Raw genomic sequence first — 20685 nt, 5'->3', positions numbered from 1 at the left:
CGGGATACGCGGCGGACGCCGCGGGTGCCTGGGACGCCCCGTGGGTCTTCTTCTTCCCGCTGTTCTTCGGCGGCCTCTGGCTGGCCGCCACCGCGACCTGGGTGAACTACCGGATCCGTCGCCGCCGGGACGCGAGAAAGGCGTCCGCGGAGAACGCCGCGGCCCCGCCGAGCAGCAGCGGCAGCCAGGCCATGAGGTAGACCAGGTCATTGCCGAAGTAGTACGGCGTGACCTGCCAGCTCACGGTCAGCCACAGGCTCAGCGAGATCAGCGCCCCGCCGAGCGCGGCGAGCCGTGCCCACAGCCCGATGAGGGTGCCGAGACCGACGGCGAGTTCACCGATGGCGATGGCGTACCCGAAGGCGCCGGGGCTCTTCAGCGCGAGGTCGACGAGGGCCGGGATCGCGGACGAGTCGCGCACCGCGTGCAGGGTCTCGCCGATGGATCCGGGGCCGCTCGCCCGGAAGAACGCGCTGTCCGTCAGCTTGTCGAGCCCGGCGTAGACGAAGGTGACGCCGAGGAAGATCCGCAGGGGCAGCAGGGCGTGCTCCCGCGCCAAGTCCTTGAGCCCTCTCGACTCGCCCAGACCGCGTACGTTCGTTCCGTATCCCTGCATGTGGCTGCCCCACCTTCCGTAGACCCGTCACCAGACCATACGTAGGCGGGGAACGCGCTGCTCACCCGGTGGGTGATCCGGCCGGTGTCCGTCGCCCGCCCGGGCGTCGCGGGCCGCGGCGGTCAGTCGGTCACGTCGATCTCGACCCGGTTCGTCTCCACCCCGGCGGCGGTCACCACCTGCACCTCCACCACCCCCGGTTCGACCTCCACCGGTACCGGCACGGTCAGGACGCCGTCCGTCGGGTTGGCGAAGCCGCCGGTGACCGGGATCAGCGGCACATGCACATGGACCCGGCCGATCCGGACGACCATGCGGGCCAGCCGGTCCGGTGTCCCGGCGCCGGGCGGCACGAAGCCCGCGCCGCGGATCTCGATGTCGTCGCCGGTGCGGACCGGCGCGTCCAGGTCCCCGGCCTCGCGGGCCCGGACCACCGAGAGGATCACCGGCCTTCCGCCCTCGGCGTACTTCCCGGCGAAGTAGGCGAGCGCCGAGACGGTGACCAGCAGCGCCAGGCCCCAGGGCAGGTCCGGCAGCTGCTCGGGCCGGCGGGCGAGGCGGACCGCGGCGAACAGCACGGCGACGGTGCTCACCAGCACGTACTGCACGTCCGTGAAGCTGCCCCGCCCGGAGTCGTCGGTGAGCAGATCGGCGGCGCGCGGCCGCTCGGCCCGCAGCTTCTGCAGCCGCCCGGACAGGGCCCGTACGGTCACCACCCGGCGTACGACGACAGCGACGGCGCAGACCAGCGCGAGCACGGTCACCACGCCGGCACCCCGGGCCAGGTCCAGCCCCTCGATCAGCTCGTCGCGCTCGGCGTGGCCGGAGGCGCCCGCCAGCTGGAGCGCCAGCACGAGCACGGAGAAGACCGCGAGCAGCACCCAGGAGACGGCGACCGCCCGGGAGGTGGAGAGCCGGTTGTCCTCGCCGATCAACGGGGCGAGGAGGCCGCCGCGGGCGCGGTGGACATGGGCGGCGCCGGTCAGCAGGCCCGCGGTGACGAGCCCGGCGACCAGCCCCGCCGTACGGGCGTTGGTCCAGCCCGCGCCGATGGCGGTGACGGCCTCGCCGATGATCAGGAGCGCGACGCTTCCCCACACCACGATCAGGGTGCGCCGCCACACCCGGTACAGCCAGGCATCGCCCGCCTCCCGGCCCCGTTCGGCGACGGTCCTGGCGGACTCGGTCAGCTCGTCCGAGACCCACTGGCGGGTCGCCGAGGCGGACCGGGCGACCCCGGGCGGCAGCCCCTGGCCCGCGGCGAGTTCGTCCCGTTTGGCCAGGAAGGCGGCCACCGCACGCCGGTGGCCCTCGCGCGCCCCGTGCGGGCAGTCGCCGCACGTGCAGCCGCCCCCGTGCGCGCTGCCCGCCCTCGCCTCGTCCAACACCACTGAGAACGCCGCCCCTTCAAGCCCCGGTACAGCCAACTCGGCTGCTATTGCAGCGAATTGTGCCGCACGACGGGGCTGCGGACCGCATCGGGGCGGCCCGTCGGCGCGTATCGTCAGAATGTGCGACTGATCCGGCGCCACAGAGGCTGGTAGTTGATCCACGCCACCAGGTCGCTGCCGAGCTGTTCACGGGTGGCGAGCGCGTCCCGGTGCTCGATCAGCACCGGTTTCCCGGCCGCCCGCGCGGCCAGCTGCACCTGGCAGGAGCGCTCCAGCGCGATGAACCACCAGGCGGCCGCGTCCACCGAGTCGCCGACGGTCAGCAGCCCGTGGTTGCGCAGCACGATCGCCTTGCGCCCGCCGAGCGCGGCGGCGATCCGGCGCCCCTCGTCCTCGTCCACGACGACTCCGGTGTACGCGTCGTAAAGGACATGATCTTCGTAAAAAGCACAGGATTCCTGGGTGATCGGCTCGATGAGCTCGCCGAGCGCGGACAGGGCCCGCCCGTGCACGGAGTGGGTGTGCGCGACGGCGACGACGTCCGGGCGGGTCCGGTGCACCTGCGCATGGACGGCGAACGCGGCCTGATTGACGTGGTGGCGCCCCTCGACGACCTGCCCCTCGCCGTTGACCAGGATCAGCTCGTCCGGCGTGAGCCCGTCGAACGGGGCCCCGAAGGGGTTGACCCAGAAGCAGTCGGCGAACTCCGGGTCCCGTGCGGTGATGTGGCCGGAGACGCCGTCCTCGTACCCGTACTCCCCGAACAGCCGGAGCGCCCCGGCCAGCCGTTCCTTGCGGTACGCGCGCTCGTCGGCCACGGACTCGTGGACGGGCGGCATCGCGAAGTGGAGCTGGTCCACGGGTATGGGTGTGGGCTCGGACATGGCGGCTCCTCGGGGCTCCCAGGGCGTACGGGATCGGAAGTTACCGCCGGTTGCCGCAAGTGGCCAGGGGTGCGGGGGCGGGGGCCTGCGCGGAACCGCCCCGGGGGACGCGCCCCTTGCCTGCCGCGGCGCTCATGATTGCTCCCACGGGGCAGAGTCTCGTCTCCTCAGCCACCGCACCCAGCTCATACGACGATGCCGCCGCCCAAACGAATGAGCGACGGCATCGGCAATGACCTGCGGGAGGGTCACTCCCACTCGATGGTGCCCGGCGGCTTGCTCGTCACGTCGAGCACGACGCGGTTGACGTCGGCCACCTCGTTGGTGATGCGGGTCGAGATCCGGGCGAGCGTCTCGTACGGCAGGCGCGACCAGTCGGCCGTCATGGCGTCCTCGGAGGAGACCGGACGCAGGACGATCGGGTGGCCGTAGGTGCGGCCGTCGCCCTGGACGCCGACCGAGCGGACATCGGCGAGCAGGACCACCGGGCACTGCCAGATGTCGCGGTCCAGGCCGGCCGCGGTCAGCTCCTCGCGGGCGATGGCGTCGGCCTCGCGGAGCAGGTCGAGCCGCTCCTTGGTGACCTCGCCGATGATACGGATGCCGAGGCCGGGGCCGGGGAACGGCTGGCGCTGGACGATCTCCTCCGGCAGGCCGAGCTCCTGGCCGACCATCCGGACCTCGTCCTTGAACAGCTGGCGCAGCGGCTCGACGAGCGAGAACTCGATGTCCTCGGGGAGACCGCCCACGTTGTGGTGCGACTTGATGTTGGCGGTGCCGGTGCCGCCGCCGGACTCGACGACGTCCGGGTAGAGCGTGCCCTGGACGAGGAAGGCGACTTCCTCGCCGCCGGCGGCGCCCTCGGCGACGATCTCGGCCTGGGCCTGCTCGAAGACGCGGATGAACTCGCGGCCGATGATCTTCCGCTTCTGCTCGGGGTCGGAGACCCCGGCCAGCGCGTTCAGGAAGCGCTCCTCGGCGTCGACGACCTTCAGCTGGACTCCGGTGGAGGCCACGAAGTCCTTCTCGACCTGCTCGCTCTCGCCCTTGCGCATCAGACCGTGGTCCACGTACACGCAGGTCAGCTGGGAGCCGATGGCCTTCTGCACGAGGGCCGCGGCGACCGCGGAGTCCACCCCGCCGGACAGACCGCAGATGGCGCGCTTGGTGCCGACCTGCTCGCGGATCAGCGCGATCTGCTCCTCGACCACATTGGTCGTGGTCCAGGTCGGCTCGATGCCGGCGCCGCGGTAGAGGAAGTGCTCCAGGACCTGCTGGCCGTGCGTGGAGTGCAGGACCTCGGGGTGGTACTGGACGCCGTAGAGCTTCTTCTCGTCGTTCTCGAAGGCGGCGACCGGCACGACGTCGGTGGACGCGGTGACGGTGAAGCCCTCGGGGGCGGCGGAGCAGGCGTCGCCGTGCGACATCCAGACCGACTGCTCGGCGGGCGTGCCCTCGAAGAGCGTGGAGCCGGTCTTGGAGACGGTGAGCGGGGTACGGCCGTACTCACGGGCACCGTTGTCGTCGACGGTGCCGCCGAGCGTGGTGGCCATCAGCTGGAAGCCGTAGCACATGCCGAAGACCGGGACCCCGGCCTCGAACAGCGCACGGTCGAGGGTGGGCGCGCTCTCCGCGTACACCGAGGAGGGGCCGCCGGACAGGATGATCGCCCGGGGGTTCTTGGCCAGCATCTCGGCCACCGGCATGGTGGACGGGACGATCTCGCTGTAGACCCGGGCCTCACGGACGCGTCGGGCGATGAGCTGGGCGTACTGCGCGCCGAAGTCGACAACGAGGACCACGTCGGTGGTGGTGTCGGGGGCGGCGGGGGGTGCTGCTGGCACGGGCGGCCTTCCGGCGATGAAGGGGGGTCTGTTTTGTCGATTCTACCGGGGTTGCGGAGTCCCCCGTCGTCCCGCCCGTACGGGGGTGAGGGGCCACCGTCTCCCCGGACCCGGTGTCTCAGCATCCGGGCGCCGTGTTGGTCCGCCCGCGGCGACCGGGCCATACTGGTTCCATGCGTCAGCACACGACCTTCGTCTTTACCTATGGCATCCGGCCCGCCGGCTGCCATGGTCGTGCTGCTTGATCCCAAGCAACGTTCCAGGCGCCCCGGGCCGAAAGGCCCGGGGCGCCTTGGCGTTACGGACCGGCCGGCCTCGGGGACCGCACCCACGAGGAGTCACCACCATGACCAGCACCGCCCCCGCGAAGACCGCCCCGGCGAAGACCAGCGCCGAGAAGACCGGCGCGCACACCGAGGAGGCCGCCGCGCTGATCGACGACGCGCGGGCCCGCATCGACACCCTCGACGACCGGATCATCGGACTCGTCCAGGAACGGATGGCCGTCTCGGCGGCCATCCAGGAGGCCCGGATCACCTCCGGCGGCCGCCGGATCAACCTCTCCCGCGAGATGGAGATCCTCGGCTCGTACCGGGACGCGCTCGGCAGGCCCGGCACCTCCCTCGCCATGACGCTGCTGGAGCTGTGCCGCGGCCGGGCGTGACACCCCGCGGGCCGGGGGTACTCCGGCGTATCCCAGTTCGGGCCGACTCTCACCCGTACGGAGCGTGACCGGGTCCGGCGCGGCTTCGTTGGTCCCGGTGTCCGTGCCAGCCAGGGGCGGCTTTGGAAACAAACCACGCGTGGCTCCGCTGGAGCGTGTGGCGTACTGCAGGTGCGCCGTGGGACCGCGCCCCAGCGTGCGTGACCGGTCGGCAGGGGACAGCAGCCCGGTCACCCCAGGATACGGCCGACTTCGGGGACGCCCGGAGCCGGCCGTATCCGGTTGGGATCCAGTCGAAACTCTCTGCGCGACACGGGCCGCGTCCCGGCGCCGGCGTACGAGGGCCCCCGGCCGATTTCCGGCCCGCGGGGCCCTTTCCCATGGCAGCGGGGCCCTTCCCCAGGGGCAGCGGGGTTCTTTTTCACGGAAGCGGGCGTGAGCGGCGTCACATAAAGGTTCTGTGAGCATCCGGACAACCATTGCGACGGACCACGGGTCAACCATGCGGAACCACCGGCCCCGCTCGTGCTGCCGCACTGCGGGCCCGTCCCGAAACCCGTATCGCTCATCGCGCTACGCCGGACTCCTGAGGTCACCATGAAGCTTCGTCGCGCCCTGGCGCTTGCCGCCGCCACGGCAGTCCTCACCCCTGCCGCGGTCCTGGCCGCTCCCGCCGCGTTCGCCGTGACGACGGACGGGACCGCTGCCACCGAGACCACCGTCTCGCCGTCGCCGAGCGACTCCGGGTCCCCGGAGACCGAGCCGGCCCCGTCCGCCTCCGAGTCCGCTTCCACGCCTGCGGAGGAGTCGGGCGAGGAACCCGCCGAGGAGTCCGGCGAGCCCGGTCCGGGCGAGGAGTCCGAGTCCACCGCTCCGGCCCCGGGCGAGGTCGCCGGCGCGACCCCGACCGGTTCGGCGAGCGCCTCGGCGACCGCGTCCGCCTCCCCGTCGGAGTCCGAGGACCCGGAGGAGCCGACGGAGTGCGCCAAGTCCGACCTGGACATCTCCATCAACGGCCTGCCCGGCCGAATAGCCCGGGGCAGCGGCTGGCACAAGTTCAAGATGAACGTCTACAACTCCTCGAAGTCCACCGTGAAGGAGATCGACTACTTCGCGGGCGCCTCCTCCGACAAGGCGGGCAACGACCTCTTCCGTTCGAAGCAGGTCAGCCTCCAGGCCCTCGACCCGGACACCGACAAGTGGGTGGAGCTCAGCGAGGACGGGCACGCGGTCGGTTACGTCGGCCAGTCCGACGAGATCCCCGCGGGCTACGAGGTCGACATCCCGCTGCGCATCAATGTGAAGCCGACCGCCCCCGTCGGCGCCGGCTTCACGCTCGGTGCCGGTCTGTACGTGGGCGACAAGGACTGCATGGGTGTCAGCGACGTCGCGTACAAGTTCAAGATCGTGAAGTCCGGCGGGAGCGGTTCGACGCCGCAGACCGGCGGCAGTGCCCCGGTCCCGACCACGAAGCCGGCCGACAACCCGACGGGCAAGGTGTCCGGCAGTCTCGCGGAGACCGGTTCGTCCTCCGCGCTGCCGGTGTTCGCCACCGCGGGCGGCGCGGCCGTAGTGCTCGGCGCGGGCGCGATGTTCATCGTGCGGCGCCGCAGGAACGGTGACGCCGGCGTGTGACGCGTCCGGACACCGTGAGCATGGAGGGGCTGCACTCGGAGGGGGGTGCAGCCCCTTTCTGCAGTCCCTTTCTTCTGTCCCGTTCTGCTGCCCTGTTCTGCTGCCCTGTTCTGCAGTCCCGGTCTTCTGCTGTCCCTGCTACGGCTTCTTCTTCGGCGGTACGGTCGGCAGCCCGAGGAACGGCAGCTTCAGTGCGCCGAAGGCATCCTTCGGCACGGCCGGTGACCGCGGCTCGACCGCGGTCAGCCGTTCGTACTCCTCGCCCTGCGCCGGACGCGGGTCCGCCTCGCCCTTGTTGGGCCAGAACGACATCGCGCGCTCGGCCTGTGCGGTGATGGTGAGCGACGGGTTGACGCCGAGGTTCGCGGAGACCGCCGAGCCGTCGACCACCGAGATGCCGGAGTGCCCGTAGAGCCGGTGGTACGGGTCGATCACCCCGTCGTCGGCGGTGGCGCCGATGGGGCAGCCGCCGAGGAAGTGCGCGGTGAGCGGGGTGCCCATCAGCTCCCCCACGTTCGATCCCGCGAAGCCGTTGATCTCCTCGGCGAGCAGCGTGGCGCTGCGGGTCGCCTCCTCGATCTGGGTCGGGTTGGGCGCGCCGTGCCCCTGTCGGGCGGTGAGCAGGCCCTTTCCTATGCCGCCCGGCTTGCGGTACGTGGTCAGGGAGTTGTCGAGCGACTGCATGACGAGCCCGATGATGGTCCGTTCCGACCAGCGGCGGTTGGAGAGCGACCGCGCGGCGAGCGTCGGGTGCTTGGCCATGTTGGCGAGCCAGCCCAGCACCCGTCGGCCGCCGTAGGGCACCTGGAGGATGGACATCGAGCCCATGGCGTTGGAGCCCTTGCCGTAGCGGACCGGCTCGATGTGGGTGTTCTCGTCGGGGTGGATCGAGGAGGTGATCGCGACGCCCTGGGTGAAGTCGGCCTTCGGGGTGCCGTGCTTCTTGCGGTAGCGCCGGTCGCTGGTCTGCGAGCCGACGAGCGCCTCGGAGTTGGTACGGGTCAGCTCGCCGAGCCGGGCCGAGAGCCGGGGCAGCAGCCCCTTGTCCTTCATGGTGTGCAGCAGGGTCTGCGTTCCGTACGTGCCGGCCGCGACGACCACCTTGCGGGCGCGCAGCCGGGTGGGCTTCGCCTTCCTCCGGCGGTCGGTGGGCACGGTGGTGACGCGGTAGCCGCCCTCCGGGTCGTCGGCGATCGCGACGACGGAGGTCATCGGGTGGATGACGGCTCCGGCCTTCTCGGCGAGGTGGAGGTAGTTCTCGTTGAGGGTGTTCTTCGCGCCGTGGCGGCAGCCCGTCATGCATTCGCCGCACTCGGTGCACGCCTTGCGTGCGGGGCCCGCGCCGCCGAAGTACGGGTCGGCGACCGTGCCACCGGGCTTCGCCTTCGCCGTACCGTCGGCGTCCTTGCCGTCGCCGAAGAAAACGCCGACGGGGGCGAGGTGGAAGGTGTCACCGACCCCCATGGCCTGTGCGGCCGCCTTCAGATGGACGTCGGAGGGGGTCATCGTCGGGTTGAGCCGGACCCCGAGCATCCGCTTGGCCTGGTCGTAGTACGGCTTCAGCTCGTCCTGCCAGTCGGTGATGGACGCCCACTGCCGGTCCTCGAAGAACGACGCCGGGGGCACGTACAGCGTGTTGGCGTAGTTGAGCGAGCCGCCGCCGACGCCCGCACCGGCCAGCACCATCACGTTGCCGAGCAGGTGCACGCGCTGGATGCCGTAGAGCCCGAGGGCGGGGGCCCACAGGTAGTTCTTGAGGTCCCAGGAATTCTTGGGGAGGGTGCCGGGGCCGAAGCGGCGGCCCGCCTCCAGCACCCCGACGCGGTACCCCTTCTCGGTCAGCCGCAGCGCCGACACCGCACCGCCGAAGCCCGAGCCGACGACGAGCACGTCGTAGTCGTAAGCGGCGTCGTCGTCGGCCGTTTCCGGGCCGGCGGGCCGATTCTGGGCAGGGCTGTCCTGGGACATGGCTCTCCTCGGTGCGAAACGGGCGGAAAGTACTGCGGTACCACCGGTGTCAGCGCAGGCGGAACGCCTTCATCGCCTTGAGGCTGACGCTCATGAACGCCGCGTACTTCTCGTCGTCCATGCCGAAGGACGGGGCGAGCGGGATCAGCCGCTGCTGGGCGACGGTCTGTGCCTCGGTGTACTTGAGGATGCCCTCGGAGCCGTGCCGGCGGCCGAGGCCGGAGTCCTTCATGCCGCCCATCGGGGACTGCACGCTGCCGTACGCGGGGGCGTACCCCTCGTTGATGTTGACCGTGCCGGTCCGCAGCCGGGCGGCGACCTGGTGGCCGCGCCTGGAGTCCTTGGTCCAGACGCTGGAGTTCAGGCCGTACGGGGTGGCGTTGGCGAGGGCGACGACCTCGTCCTCGTCGGTGAAGCGGTAGATGGAGACGACCGGGCCGAAGGTCTCCTCGCTGCACACGGCCATCGGCGCCTCGACGCCGTCGAGGATGGTCGGCTCGTAGAACAGCGGGCCGATGTCGGGCCGGGCGACCCCGCCCGCGACGAGCTTGGCACCCTTCTCGACGGCCTCCGCGACATGCCGGGTGACGGTCTCCAGCTGGCGCTCGCCGACCAGGGAGCCCATGTCGGCACCGTAGGCGAGGGAGTTGCCGAGCCGCATGGCCTTCGTACGGGCGGCGAAGCGGGCCACGAAGTCGTCGGCGACCGACTCGTGGACGTACAGCCGCTCGATGGAGATGCAGAGCTGGCCGGCGGAGGAGAAGCAGGCGCGGACGGCGCCCGCGGCGGCCTTCTCCACGTCGGCGTCCTTCAGGACCAGCATGGCGTTCTTGCCGCCGAGCTCCAGCGAGACACCGACGAGCCGGGCCGCCGCACCCTGCGCGACCTCGCGGCCGGTGCGGGTGGAGCCGGTGAACGAGACGTAGTCGGCGTGCTTGACGACCTCGGGGCCGACGACGGGTCCCTCGCCGAGGACGACCTGGAACACCTCTGCGGGCAGTCCGGCCTCGATCAGCAGGTCACGGGCCCACAGCGCGGTCAGCGCGGTCTCCGTGTCGGGCTTCATCACGACGGCGTTGCCGGAGACGAACGCGGGCAGCGCGTCGCCGACGGACAGCTCGAACGGGTAGTTCCACGGAGCGATCTGCCCGATGACGCCGCGCGGCTGGCGCAGCTCGGTGACCTTGGTGAGGGTCGGTACGACTCCGGTGTGCCGCTTCGGCTTCAGGTACGCGCCGGCCCTGCGCCCGTAGTGGCGGGCCGCGACGGCGACGGCCTGCACCTCCTCGTGGGCGTGCAGCCGGGCCTTGCCGGTCTCCAGCTGGATGAGGTCGAGCACCTCGGCCTGGCGGCTGAGGACGAGGTCGTGGAAGCGAAGCAGTACGGCGGCCCTGGCGCGGACGGGCGTGGCGGCCCAGGCGGGCTGGGCGGCACGGGCCCGCTCGAAGGCGCCCGCCACGTCCTCGGGGGTGGACTCCGGCAGGTCGGCCAGCTTCTCCCCGGTGAAGGGGGTGTGGTTGGCCGTACGGCCCGAACCGGCCACGCCGCGGGTCAGCTGGGCGATCACCTCGGGAGTCACCACATCGGCGGCGGTGCGTACGCCTGCGGGGGCGGCGGCCACCGGGTTGGTGCCGAGGGGGGCCGCGGAGGTGGACGTGGAGGCCTGCGAGTCCGTCATGAGGGCGAGAGTACGTCCAGCCGCACACTTTGGATACCCGTGGGTAACGGGTTTTCACAGTCCCCACAAACAAGCCAGCGATCACTGGCAACAAAGCCCCTGATCAGGAGCCCTTCCATCGCGGCGGGGTCCGGCAGCGGCCGGTGAGGCCGATGGGCCTCAGCCGGAGCTGTCCGGTGCACGCCATCCGCGCAGCATCGTGTCGAACTGCGCCCGGGTCGTGTCCCAGTCGTCCGCGGGGCCCGTCATGTACAGCGCGTACTCCGGACCGCCCTCCTCGCCGAAGTACATCTGGTCGATCGCGTGGCGCGGGCCCGGATGGTCCTTGGTCTCGGTCCAGGTGAACTCCCAGAGCGCGCCCGGCCGGTCCCGGTACGTGTTTGAGTGCAGGGTCTTGCGCTCGTAGCCGGGCAGCCGTTTGGCAAGCTGGGGCTCCAGGCTTGTCACCATGTGCATGTACGGGTTCTCGAAGTCGGGCGCCGGGTCGACGCTGATCCGGATGTAGTGCACGCCGTTGTCCGGGGTGTAGTCGATCTGGTTGCCGTCCGCCCGGCGCTCCCAGCCCTCGGGCACGGTCAGGCTGAAGCCCTCGGGGTCGTCCACCCGCTTCCAGCCCTGGGGCACGTCCTTCACCGTCGCGTCGGGCTTCACCGACGGCGAGGTCCTGGCGCCGGGCTTGCCGGGGTCGGCGGGCGCGTGCGCGCCCGTTCTGTCGGACCCGGTGGTGTCGTGCGTCCGGTCCCCGAACTTCATCGCGGCGATTCCCGCGCCACCGCCGACCAGCGCCGCGGCCGCGATGACCAGGACCACGGTGCGCCAGCGGCCGCGGCTGCGCCGGGTCGTCGGGGCCGGTGCGGCGGTGGCCGGGTAGGGCAGTTGGGTGGTGCCGGGGCCGGACGACCCGGACGGGCCGTCCTGGCCCAGCGAGCGCAGGACCTCGTCGGGGACGCTCTGCGTCGGCACGAACGCCTGCGCGGCCACGGGCTTGCGGCCCTCCATGGCGTCCAGCAGCATCCGTTCCGTCTCCGCGGCCGACGGACGCTCGTCCGGCTCCTTGCGGAGCAGCGCGGTGATCACGGGGGCCAGCGGGCCCGCCCGGCCGGGCGGCGGGGGTTCCTCGGCGACGACGGCCTGCATGGTGGAGATCGGGGACGTACGGCGGAACGGCGAGCGTCCCTCGACCGCGGTGTAGAGCGTGGCGCCGAGCGACCACAGGTCGGAGGCCGGTCCCGGGTCGCCGCCACGTACCCGTTCGGGCGCCAGATAGTCGATGGAACCGACCAGTTCACCGGTCCTGGTGATGGTCGAGTCGCCCTCGATGGCGGCGATCCCGAAGTCGGTGAGCAGCACCTGGCCGTCCTTGGCGAGGAGCACGTTGCCGGGCTTCACGTCGCGGTGCAGGACCCCCGCCCCGTGCGCGGCACGCAGGGCGCTCAGCACATGGAGGCCGATCCTGGCGGCCTCGCGCGGCTCGACCTCGCCGGACTCCTTGGCCGCGTCGGCGAGGGACGGGCCGTCGACGTACTGCATGACGATCCAGGGCCGGTTGTCGTACTCGATCACGTCGTGCACGGTGACGACGCCCGGGTGCGTGATCCGGGCTGCCGCGCGGGCCTCCTTCTGCGTGCGGGCGTGCAGCACGATCCGGTCGGCCTCGGCGACGTACAGGCCTGCGGTCAACTCCTTGACCGCGACCGTGCGGTGCAGCACCTCGTCGTGGGCGCGCCAGACCTTGCCCATGCCGCCGCGCCCGAGGACTTCACCCAGCCGGTACCTGCCGGCCAGCACCAGTCCCGCGTCCGTTCCCTGTGATCGATCCACGTATCCCCGCCCCGTTCCTCAGGTGCCAGATTACGGAGGGGAGGCACGGCCACGGAACCTCGCACCACCCACGAAACCGCACTGTGATGCTTGTCGCTCCGTCACCGGCCGGGTGTTGTACGGAGAGAGTTCAGGACGTCACCCGGTAGGAGGCGATGGCTTGTTCGTAGATGTCCGATACCTTGTCGCGCCGGTTCTCCGGGCCGATGACCTGGATGACGTGGTAGCGGCCGTCCACGACCATCACGAGGTTGCGGGCGTACACCTCGCGCCCCGATGCGTCCTGCCAGGTGAACTGGCCCTCCGCCATGGCCTGTCGCCCGACGTCGATCCGGCGCAGCCCGCTCGACCCCGACCAGGTGGAGTCGCGGAACGGCTGCAACTCCAGTTCCTTGTCGGCCTGGTAGACCAGCGGGTCGTCGCCGTTGTCCTTGACGGTGTCGCGGCCCGGGACGATCAGCAGACTGAAGCCGTCGCTGCCGTAGCGGATCTGACGGTCCGCGTTGGCGGGGCTGCGCTGCCAGCCCTTGAGCACACCGACCTCGAAGCCCTCCTGGTCCTTGCGCAGGGTGTAGCCGGGGGCGAGCGCCACGGCGGAGCGGCTGGTCTGCGGCTGCTGCCCACCGGGGGACCGCGTCGGGTCGCCGGAGTCGCCGCCATCGGACTCGCCGCTGCCGGGCTCCGGTGAACCGGACGTCGACGACGCCGGGCCCGTGGAGCGGGTGCCCGATTCGCTGTCCGCCTTGGGCATGAACATCACGGCGTACGCGATGGCCGCGACGAGGGCCAGCAGGATCAGCACCAGGAGCAGCCGCCCGAGCCGCCGCGGCGCCCGCCGCTCGCCGTCCCGGGGGCGGGGCGGGGTGCGCAACGCCTTGGGACCCTTGGGCTCACGCGGCGGCCGGGGGGCCTGGGAGGGCCGGGGGGCCTTCTCCGCCCTGGGCCTGTCCTGCCGGTCGGGCTTGTCCTTGGTGTGGCGGTGACGGCCGTGGGCCGCGCTCCTGCCGCGTCGTCTGCGGACCAGCTCGCCCCTGCGGCGTACGACGGGCAGCCGGGCGCTGTCGGCGGACGGCAGGGGTACGACGTCCAGGCCGGCCTCGGGCTCGGGCGCCGACCGCACCAGGGAGCGCAGCCAGCCGCTCAGCTCCTCGAAGTCCGGCCGCTCGGTGGGGTCCTGGCGCAGCAGGGACTCGACGACGGGGCGCAGCGGGCCGCACTCCTCGGCGAAGGCGGGCGGCTCCCCGCACACCATCTGGACGAGCTCGGCCGCGTTCTCCTCGGGGTAGGGGGCGTGGCCCTGGACGGCGCGGTAGAGCAGCGCGCCCAGTGCCCAGAGGTCGGTGGCGGGTCCGATCGGCGGTGCCAGCCGCCAGTTCTCGTGGACGGGGCCGGCCTGCTCGGGCGCCCAGCGCTCGGTGACCGCGCCGACCACGGCGATCCGGGCCTGCCGGGCGCGCTCGGCGGCGAGCGGGGTGGCGGGGCCGTGGTAGGCGGAGCCTGTACGGTCGCTCGCGGCCGGCTCGTCCCAGCCGCCCGGCTGTTGCTGCCGGGCGGGCCGGTGCGCGGGCAGTGCCGGAAGGTCGCCGTGGCGCCGGGCGTCGGCGCGCAGGGCCTCCTCGCCGGAACCTCCGGCGGGGACGGGGCGCCCGGATCCGGGGCCGTCGCTCCAGGAGCCGGTGAGATACAGCCGCCGCGCGGGCGGCCGGCCGTCCTCGTCGTCGTCGTCGGGGCCCGCGGTGTCCGGGTCCTCGGCGTACGGGTCTTGGGCGTACAGGTCCTTGGTGTACGGATCGTCGGTGGCGTGGCCTCGGGGAGCGGCCTGCTGCGGGTGGCTGTGGTCCGGGTCGGACGGGTCCGTGCCGTCCGGCCGTGCGGAACGCTGGACCGGCAGGCTGCCGGTGCCCTCCCCCTCGCCCGCCCCGGTGCGGCGCCGGTCCTCGCTGACGCGTGCGGCGCGGGCGCCCGCGCGGTGTGTGGCGATGGCTCCGGCGCGCTCGGCCCGCAGCTGCGCGGTATCTCCCGTGCCGCCGTGGGGGCCGTCGGGGTGATCGCCGTCGTCGTACGGGTCGTCGGCGTGCGGGTCGTCGGCGTACGGATCGTCGTCGTACGGGTCGTCGGCGTGCGGGTCGTCGTACGGATCGTCATGGTGGGGGTCGCTGGTCGCCCGGCCCGCCTCTATCGCCGCCGGGCCGCGTGAGGCCGGTACCTCGGCCGGAGGGGCGGGCACGGACGGCATGGGCGGTATAGCGGGCGGAGGCGGCGCGTACGCCCCGGCAGGGCCCGAACCGACCGCCGGGCGACCGAAGCCGCCCTCGTCGCCGTAACCGCCCTCGTACCCGTATCCGCCCTCGTTCTCGTCCTCGTCCTCGTCGAGCTGCGGTGTCGGTACATACCCGCAGAGGGCCTCCTCCGCCGCCCCGTCCGCCAGGCCGGTCAGCACGACACGGCCGTCGTCACAGATCAGCACCGTGCGGACGGTGATGTTCCGGTGGGTCCAGCCATGGGCGTGCAGCACCCGCAGCGCGGTCAGCACGTCGGAGCCGATCTCGGCGGCCCGGAAGGGACTGAGCGGTCGTTCCGCGAGCAGGGAGGCGAGCGGGCGGGCCGCGACGAGTTCGCTCACGATCCAGAGCGATCCCGCCTCGGCGAACACGTCGAAGACCTGGTCGAGCCTGGGGTGGTCGGGCACCTGGGCCGCCGCCTGCGCCGCCTCCACGGCGCGCCGGACCGCCGGGTCCGCGGGCGCGCGCACGGCCCGTCCGGTGTCCCGGCGGGCCATTGGGGCCGGATCGTCGGCGTAGAGCACCTCGGCGTCCACGACCTCGGGCAACGGCACCTGCCGGACCCGGACTTCCTGTCCGCTGTAGGTATCGAACGCCCGGGTTTCGACCGCTTCATACTCATCGGTCGGAGACAGCGGAAGGCGGTAGCGGTCGGCAAGCACCCGACCCGCGTAGTCGTCCACGACGCCTCCCCAGAGCGCGCTGTCCCCCCGGCCACGAAGACCGCATCAATCCATCAATTGCGGTCACTTACCGTGCAATTGACCCACCGTTCCAGCTGCGTACGTCTTCAGGCTCTCACGATACGTGGCAAGCGCCGACCACGCGGCCGGGTCGTCGCATCCCGGCCCCTTACGCCCACGGATCAGCCGGTGGGCCTGAACGTTCAGTCGATGGGCTTGAACGTGTCGAACGCGGTCTTGCGCAGCGTCCGGCACTCCTTGCTGTCCCACTCACCGGCCTTGCAGCTGATCATGATCGCGTAGCCGTGCTTGCCGTCGACCTTGAAGCCCCGGTTGAGTACATGGACCCGCTGGCCGTGCTGGGTGCGCTCGAACTGCCAGTCGGCGACGGACGGATAGCCGTTGTACTGGACCTTGTTTATGCCGAGATGGTGGTAGCCGTTGCTGCTGGCCGCGACGGCGGCCTTCGCCGCGTTCCAGGCCGCGGCGGCGTCACCACCGGGCGAATCGGTGTAGTCGACCTGGATACGGGGGAAGCCGCCGTCGACGTTGTAGATGGCGCCGGAGTCGATGCCTGACGTCCGGTCGAAGCGGAACTTCTCGGGCATGGCCATCGAGAAGTGGAATCGCTTGTTCGTGACCAGCTTGAATCCGGCGGGCAGGGCGTCCTCCGGCTTGTCGCCCTTCGAGCCGCCCGACTCCTTGTCGGTCTTGCCCTTGCCCTCGTCCTGACCCTGACCCTGGTTGCCGTTCTGGTCCTGGTCCTTGCCCTGGTCCTTGCCGCTGCTACTGCCGCTGTCGGTCTCCGCGGAGCCGCCGGTCGCCGTCGAGGGCCCGGCGGAGGTGGACTTGTCGCCCTTACCGCCTTCGTTGCCCGCGTTGTTCTTGTCGCCGCCGCCGACCGTGAGCGCGAGGACCGTGCCGATCACGGCGAGCACGATCACCGCCGCGATGATCGCCAGGGTGCGGCGCGGCACCACGTCCGTGATGGATGCCCGGGGCGGGGCGGTCGGTGATGTGGCCGGGCGGGGCGGCGGTACGGCCGCGGTGGCCGCAGCAGTCGCGGGCTTGGCGGGCTTGGCGCCCGCGTCACCGGCCGAGGGGGAACCCGACGGGGGCGCCGAGGGCGGGGGCGGCGCTGTGGTCGAGGCCGCGGCGGCGCCCGCCCCGACGGCCGGTGCCGCCTTCGCGTTCCGTACGGAGCGCAGTGCGCCCCGCAGCCGGTCGCGCGTGCCCTCGCCCTGTTCCGCGGGCTTCGGCGTCGCTTTGGCACGGGGTTCGGCCGGAGCCTTGGGCAGCGCCATGACCTGGGTGGCGTCGGCGGGCGGGGGCACCACCGGGTCCGGCTTCTCGGGAGCGTGGATCACGTCGTTGAGCAGCGCGCGGGCACCCGCTTCGTCGAGCCGCTGCTCGGGGTCCTTGGCGAGCAGGCCATAGATGACCTCCTCCAGCGGACCGGCGTTCTTCGGCGGGCCGAGCGGTTCGGTCATCACCGCGGTCAGGGTGGCGATGGCCGACCCCTTGTCGTACGGCGGGGAGCCCTCGACGCTGGCGTACAGCAGTCCGCCGAGCGACCAGAGGTCGGCAGGCGGCCCCGGCTTGTGGCCGCGGGCACGCTCGGGAGAGATGTACGAGGGGGCGCCGACGAGCATGCCCGTCGAGGTGACCGACGGGTCGCCCTCGACCTGAGCGATGCCGAAGTCGGTCAGCACGACCCGGCCGTCCTCGGCGATCAGCACGTTGGACGGCTTCACATCGCGGTGCAGGATGCCCTCGCGGTGCGCCGAGCGCAGCACGTCGAGGATGGCGAGGCCGACTTCGGCGGCGCGCTTCGGCGTCAGCACGCCGTCCTCGCGCACGGCTTCGGCGAGGGACTTGCCCTCGATGAGCTCCATCACGATCCACGGCCGGTCGTCCTCGTCGACCACGTCGTAGACCGTCACCGCGCCGTTGTTGCGGATCCTGGCGATCGCCTTCGCCTCGCGCAGCGTGCGCGTGATGAGCCGGCGCTTCTCGTCGTCGTCGATGGCCGAAGGGAACCGCAGTTCCTTGACCGCGACCGTGCGGCCCAGCGTCTCGTCGACGGCACGCCAGACCGTGCCCATACCGCCCCGGCCGAGCACCTCCCCGAGCCGGTAGCGCCCCGCAAGGAGACGTCCGTCCTTGTCCCGTTGGGGCTCCCGTGCCTGCTCCGCCTCCGACATGCGTCCCCTCTGCGATCAACCCACCCTGGCAGAGCGTTCATTGTCCCTCACCCCGGCACCGGTCATGGTGCCGGGTCCACAGGCCCGTCATGATGTGCCCGGAGGAAGGGAATCCCTGCCATGCCGATACTCAGGGCAATGCTCGTCGCCCTGTTGGTGCTGGCGCTGTTCGGCCTGGGAACAGCAACCCTGCCCAGCGAACCACACCTCACCCCCGCAGCCACCTACCTTCCCCGGCTCGTCGCCGAGGGCGGTGCTCCAACGGCGGCGCTGCTGGCCCGTCGTGCCTCGTCCGCACCGTACGACACCTACCGCTCGACAGGTCCCGGTATCCGACGGGCGGACCGGTTCCGGGCGGGCAGCGTCACCAAGACCTTCGTCGCCACGGTCGTGCTCCAACTCGCCCGGGAACGGAGGCTGCACCTGTCGGACCCGGTCGAGCGGCTGCTGCCGGGGCTGGTGCGCGGCAACGGCAACGACGGCCACCGCATCACCCTGCGCGCCCTGCTCAGCCACACCAGCGGCCTCTACGACTACACCGCCGATCCATCCGCCCACCCCCTCTCCGCCACCGCTGCGGTCCGTGTCGCCCTGGCCCACCGCCCGACGGGCGCCCCCGGCCGCTACGCCTACTCCAACACCAATTACGCCGTACTCGGACTCGTCGTTCAACGGGTCACCGGACACGGCTACGCCACCGAGATCCGCAATCGCGTCATCATCCCCCTCCGCCTCACGGGCACCTCCCTCCCTGGCGCCCGTACCGATCTGCCCTCCCCGCACGGCCGTGCCTACACCCGCGATCCGGCCGACGGCAGCCTGCGCGATGTCACCGCGCTGGACCCGCGCACGGCGGGCGCGGCCGGCGAGCTGATCTCCACGCTCGACGATCTGAACCGCTTCTACGCGGCCCTGCTGGGCGGCCGTCTCCTCGCGCCCGCCCAGCTGGCGATCCTGCTGAACACCCGGGCCACGCACGGCGTCTACGGCCTGGGCATCTATCCGCAGAAGCTCTCCTGCGGCACCACCGTCTGGGGGCACAACGGCCACATCGCGGGCAGTTACGTCCGTACCGCCACTACGCGCGACGGCCGGCATACCCTGACGTACCGCATCGACACGGACACCCTGGCCGACTCGGCGACCCTCGAACCCGCACTGCTCGACGCGGAGTTCTGCCCCGGGGCGCCGAAGTCCCGGAGCTCCTAGATCGGCACGATGTCCGGAGCCCCGAGCCGCGCCGCGTCCGCCGTGAGGTCGTCCGGCTGCCGCTGCGACTCCCGCTCCGCCTGCACCCGCTTCTCGTAGTGCTCGACCTCCCGGTCGATCTGCCCCTCGTCCCAGCCCAGCACCGGCGCCATGAGTTCCGCGCAGAGCCGGGCACTGCGCGTGCCCCGGTCGAAGGTCTCGATGGAGATCCGGGTCCGGCGGGTCAGTACGTCGTCGAGATGGCGGGCCCCCTCGTGCGAGGCGGCGTAGACGATCTCGGCCTTCAGGTAGTCGTCCGCCGAGGGCAGCGGCTCCCCCAGCACCGGATCGCCGAGGATCAGCTCAAGGATCTGCTCGGTCGTCGAGCCGTACCGGTTGAGCAGGTGCTCCACCCGGGCGACATGCAGCCCGGACCTGGCCGCGATCCTCGCCCTGGCGTTCCACATCGCCGGGTATCCCTCCGCGCCCAGCAGCGGGATCTCCTCGGTGACGCAGGCCGCCACCCGCTGGTCGAGGCCGTGCACCGCTTCGTCCACGGCGTCCTTGGCCATCACCCGGTACGTCGTGTACTTGCCGCCCGCCACGACCACGAGGCCCGGCAGCGGATGCGCCACTGTGTGCTCGCGCGAGAGCTTGCTGGTCGCGTCGGACTCGCCGGCCAGCAGCGGCCGCAGCCCGGCGTAGACGCCCTGGACGTCGTCCCGGCTCAGGGGCGTGGCCAGGACCGAGTTGACGTGTTCGAGCAGGTAGTCGATGTCGGCGCTGGAGGCCGCGGGGTGTGCCTTGTCCAGGTCCCAGTCGGTGTCCGTCGTACCGATGATCCAGTGCCGTCCCCACGGGATGACGAAGAGGACGGACTTCTCCGTCCGTAGGATCAGTCCCGTCGATGAGTGGATGCGGTCCTTGGGAACGACCAGGTGAATGCCCTTGGACGCCCGGACGTGGAACTGTCCGCGCTCCCCGATCAGCGCCTGGGTGTCGTCCGTCCAGACCCCGGTCGCGTTGACCACCTGCTTGGCCCTGACCTCGTACTCCCCGCCCGCCTCGACGTCCTCCACCCGGGCGCCGACGACCCGCTCGCCCTCCCGGAGGAAGCCGATCACCCGCGCACGGTTGGCCACGTGCGCGCCGTATCCGGCGGCGGTGCGCACCAGGGTCGCCACGTAGCGGGCGTCGTCCATCTGCGCGTCGTAGTACTGCAACGCCCCGACCAGGGCGTCCTTCTTCAGTGCCGGGGCGACGCGCAGGGCATGGCGGCGGGAGAGATGGCGGTGCACGGGCAGGCCGCGGCCGTGTCCCGACGACACCGACATGGCGTCGTAAAGCGCCACGCCGGATCCGGCGTAGAGCCGCTCCCAGCCCTTGTGCTGCAACGGATAGAGGAACGGCACCGGCTTCACCAGATGCGGGGCCAGCCGCTCCAGGAGCAGCCCGCGCTCCTTCAGCGCCTCCCGGACGAGCGCGAAGTCGAGCATCTCCAGATACCGCAGCCCGCCGTGGATCAGCTTGCTCGACCTGCTCGATGTGCCCGACGCCCAGTCGCGGGCCTCGACCAGTCCGGTCGAGAGTCCTCTCGTCGCCGCGTCCAGCGCCGTACCGGCGCCGACCACGCCCGCTCCCACGACCAGCACGTCCAGTTCGCGCTCGGCCATCGCGGCCAGCGCCTCGGCGCGCTCCGCAGGTCCCAGTGTCGCTGTCCTCACTGCTGCCTCCCGGGTAGATCGGGGTGGTCCGGCACGGGAAGCGACCCGGCCCGGCGGCCGGGGCGGTCCGTGCCCACCTCTCGATTCTGTCCGCCGTCCACCA

13 protein-coding genes are annotated in these 20685 nt (G+C 71.8%); 3 read left to right on the top strand and 10 right to left on the bottom strand.

Features of this window, described 5'->3' with window-relative positions; all coding sequences use genetic code 11:
- Nucleotides 1–106: 106 nt before the first annotated feature.
- The 4 genes from OG978_RS24760 to guaA all read right to left on the bottom strand — a co-directional run bounded on the left by OG978_RS24760 (nucleotide 107) and on the right by guaA (nucleotide 4735).
- Nucleotides 107–616: a DoxX family protein gene (locus OG978_RS24760; RefSeq protein WP_326767290.1), complete on the bottom strand. Its 510-nt coding sequence runs from the start codon at nucleotides 614–616 to the stop codon at nucleotides 107–109.
- Between the two features lie 122 nt (nucleotides 617–738).
- Entirely contained in the window at nucleotides 739–2007 is a 1269-nt protein-coding gene (locus OG978_RS24755; protein WP_442817743.1) for a hypothetical protein, read from the bottom strand.
- A gap of 113 nt (nucleotides 2008–2120) precedes the next feature.
- A complete protein-coding gene (locus tag OG978_RS24750) occupies nucleotides 2121–2891 on the bottom strand; it encodes a class II aldolase/adducin family protein (protein ID WP_326767289.1) in 771 nt (256 codons plus the stop codon).
- 248 nt (nucleotides 2892–3139) lie between these two features.
- Nucleotides 3140–4735, bottom strand: coding sequence for a glutamine-hydrolyzing GMP synthase (guaA, locus tag OG978_RS24745; RefSeq protein ID WP_326767288.1), 1596 nt, complete (start codon nucleotides 4733–4735; stop codon nucleotides 3140–3142).
- Nucleotides 4736–5081: 346 nt separating this feature from the next.
- On the opposite strand from guaA, the gene OG978_RS24740 reads away from it, so the two are divergent.
- Entirely contained in the window at nucleotides 5082–5399 is a 318-nt protein-coding gene (locus OG978_RS24740; RefSeq protein WP_326767287.1) for a chorismate mutase, read from the top strand.
- A 597-nt stretch (nucleotides 5400–5996) separates the two neighbouring features.
- Nucleotides 5997–7034, top strand: a complete 1038-nt coding sequence (locus tag OG978_RS24735; protein WP_326767286.1) for an LAETG motif-containing sortase-dependent surface protein — start codon at nucleotides 5997–5999, stop codon at nucleotides 7032–7034.
- Between the two features lie 138 nt (nucleotides 7035–7172).
- Here the strand turns inward: OG978_RS24735 and OG978_RS24730 are convergent, their stop codons facing one another.
- The 5 genes from OG978_RS24730 to OG978_RS24710 form a co-directional block, all read right to left on the bottom strand.
- The gene (locus tag OG978_RS24730) at nucleotides 7173–9002 is read right to left on the bottom strand and encodes a GMC family oxidoreductase (RefSeq protein ID WP_326767285.1); all 1830 of its coding nucleotides are present in this window, start codon (nucleotides 9000–9002) and stop codon (nucleotides 7173–7175) included.
- A 49-nt stretch (nucleotides 9003–9051) separates the two neighbouring features.
- On the bottom strand, nucleotides 9052–10680 hold the full coding sequence (locus OG978_RS24725; protein WP_326767284.1) for a succinic semialdehyde dehydrogenase: 1629 nt from the start codon (nucleotides 10678–10680) through the stop codon (nucleotides 9052–9054).
- Nucleotides 10681–10839: 159 nt separating this feature from the next.
- On the bottom strand, nucleotides 10840–12501 hold the full coding sequence (locus OG978_RS24720) for a serine/threonine-protein kinase (RefSeq protein WP_326767283.1): 1662 nt from the start codon (nucleotides 12499–12501) through the stop codon (nucleotides 10840–10842).
- Between the two features lie 130 nt (nucleotides 12502–12631).
- Nucleotides 12632–15466, bottom strand: a complete 2835-nt coding sequence (locus OG978_RS24715; RefSeq protein WP_326767282.1) for a protein kinase — start codon at nucleotides 15464–15466, stop codon at nucleotides 12632–12634.
- A gap of 203 nt (nucleotides 15467–15669) precedes the next feature.
- Nucleotides 15670–17670 carry a serine/threonine-protein kinase gene (locus OG978_RS24710; RefSeq protein WP_326767281.1) on the bottom strand — a complete coding sequence of 667 codons (2001 nt, stop codon included), beginning with the start codon at nucleotides 17668–17670 and terminating at the stop codon, nucleotides 15670–15672.
- A gap of 120 nt (nucleotides 17671–17790) precedes the next feature.
- On the opposite strand from OG978_RS24710, the gene OG978_RS24705 reads away from it, so the two are divergent.
- Nucleotides 17791–18879, top strand: a complete 1089-nt coding sequence (locus OG978_RS24705) for a serine hydrolase domain-containing protein (RefSeq protein WP_326767280.1) — start codon at nucleotides 17791–17793, stop codon at nucleotides 18877–18879.
- Here OG978_RS24705 and OG978_RS24700 read toward each other — a convergent pair.
- Nucleotides 18876–20582 (bottom strand): glycerol-3-phosphate dehydrogenase/oxidase, encoded by a 1707-nt coding sequence (locus tag OG978_RS24700; RefSeq protein WP_326767279.1) that lies wholly within the window; start codon nucleotides 20580–20582, stop codon nucleotides 18876–18878. The genes OG978_RS24705 and OG978_RS24700 overlap by 4 nt on opposite strands.
- Between the last annotated feature and the right edge of the window lie 103 nt (nucleotides 20583–20685).

The sequence above is a fragment of the Streptomyces sp. NBC_01591 genome (genome assembly GCF_035918155.1).
In the GTDB taxonomy this organism is placed as follows: Bacteria; Actinomycetota; Actinomycetes; order Streptomycetales; family Streptomycetaceae; genus Streptomyces.
The sequence above is the reverse complement of the archived record's forward strand: the minus strand, read 5'-3'. Positions and strand labels throughout refer to the sequence as shown.

Bases quoted from the DNA above. Each gene is read 5' to 3' on its own strand.
- OG978_RS24710 (WP_326767281.1), bottom strand. From the start codon at position 17,670: ATGTCGGAGGCGGAGCAGGCACGGGAGCCCCAACGGGACAAGGACGGA.
- OG978_RS24760 (WP_326767290.1), bottom strand. From the start codon at position 616: ATGCAGGGATACGGAACGAACGTACGCGGTCTGGGCGAGTCGAGAGGG.
- OG978_RS24705 (WP_326767280.1), top strand. From the start codon at position 17,791: ATGCCGATACTCAGGGCAATGCTCGTCGCCCTGTTGGTGCTGGCGCTG.
- OG978_RS24725 (WP_326767284.1), bottom strand. From the start codon at position 10,680: ATGACGGACTCGCAGGCCTCCACGTCCACCTCCGCGGCCCCCCTCGGC.
- OG978_RS24750 (WP_326767289.1), bottom strand. From the start codon at position 2,891: ATGTCCGAGCCCACACCCATACCCGTGGACCAGCTCCACTTCGCGATG.
- OG978_RS24730 (WP_326767285.1), bottom strand. From the start codon at position 9,002: ATGTCCCAGGACAGCCCTGCCCAGAATCGGCCCGCCGGCCCGGAAACG.
- OG978_RS24735 (WP_326767286.1), top strand. From the start codon at position 5,997: ATGAAGCTTCGTCGCGCCCTGGCGCTTGCCGCCGCCACGGCAGTCCTC.
- OG978_RS24740 (WP_326767287.1), top strand. From the start codon at position 5,082: ATGACCAGCACCGCCCCCGCGAAGACCGCCCCGGCGAAGACCAGCGCC.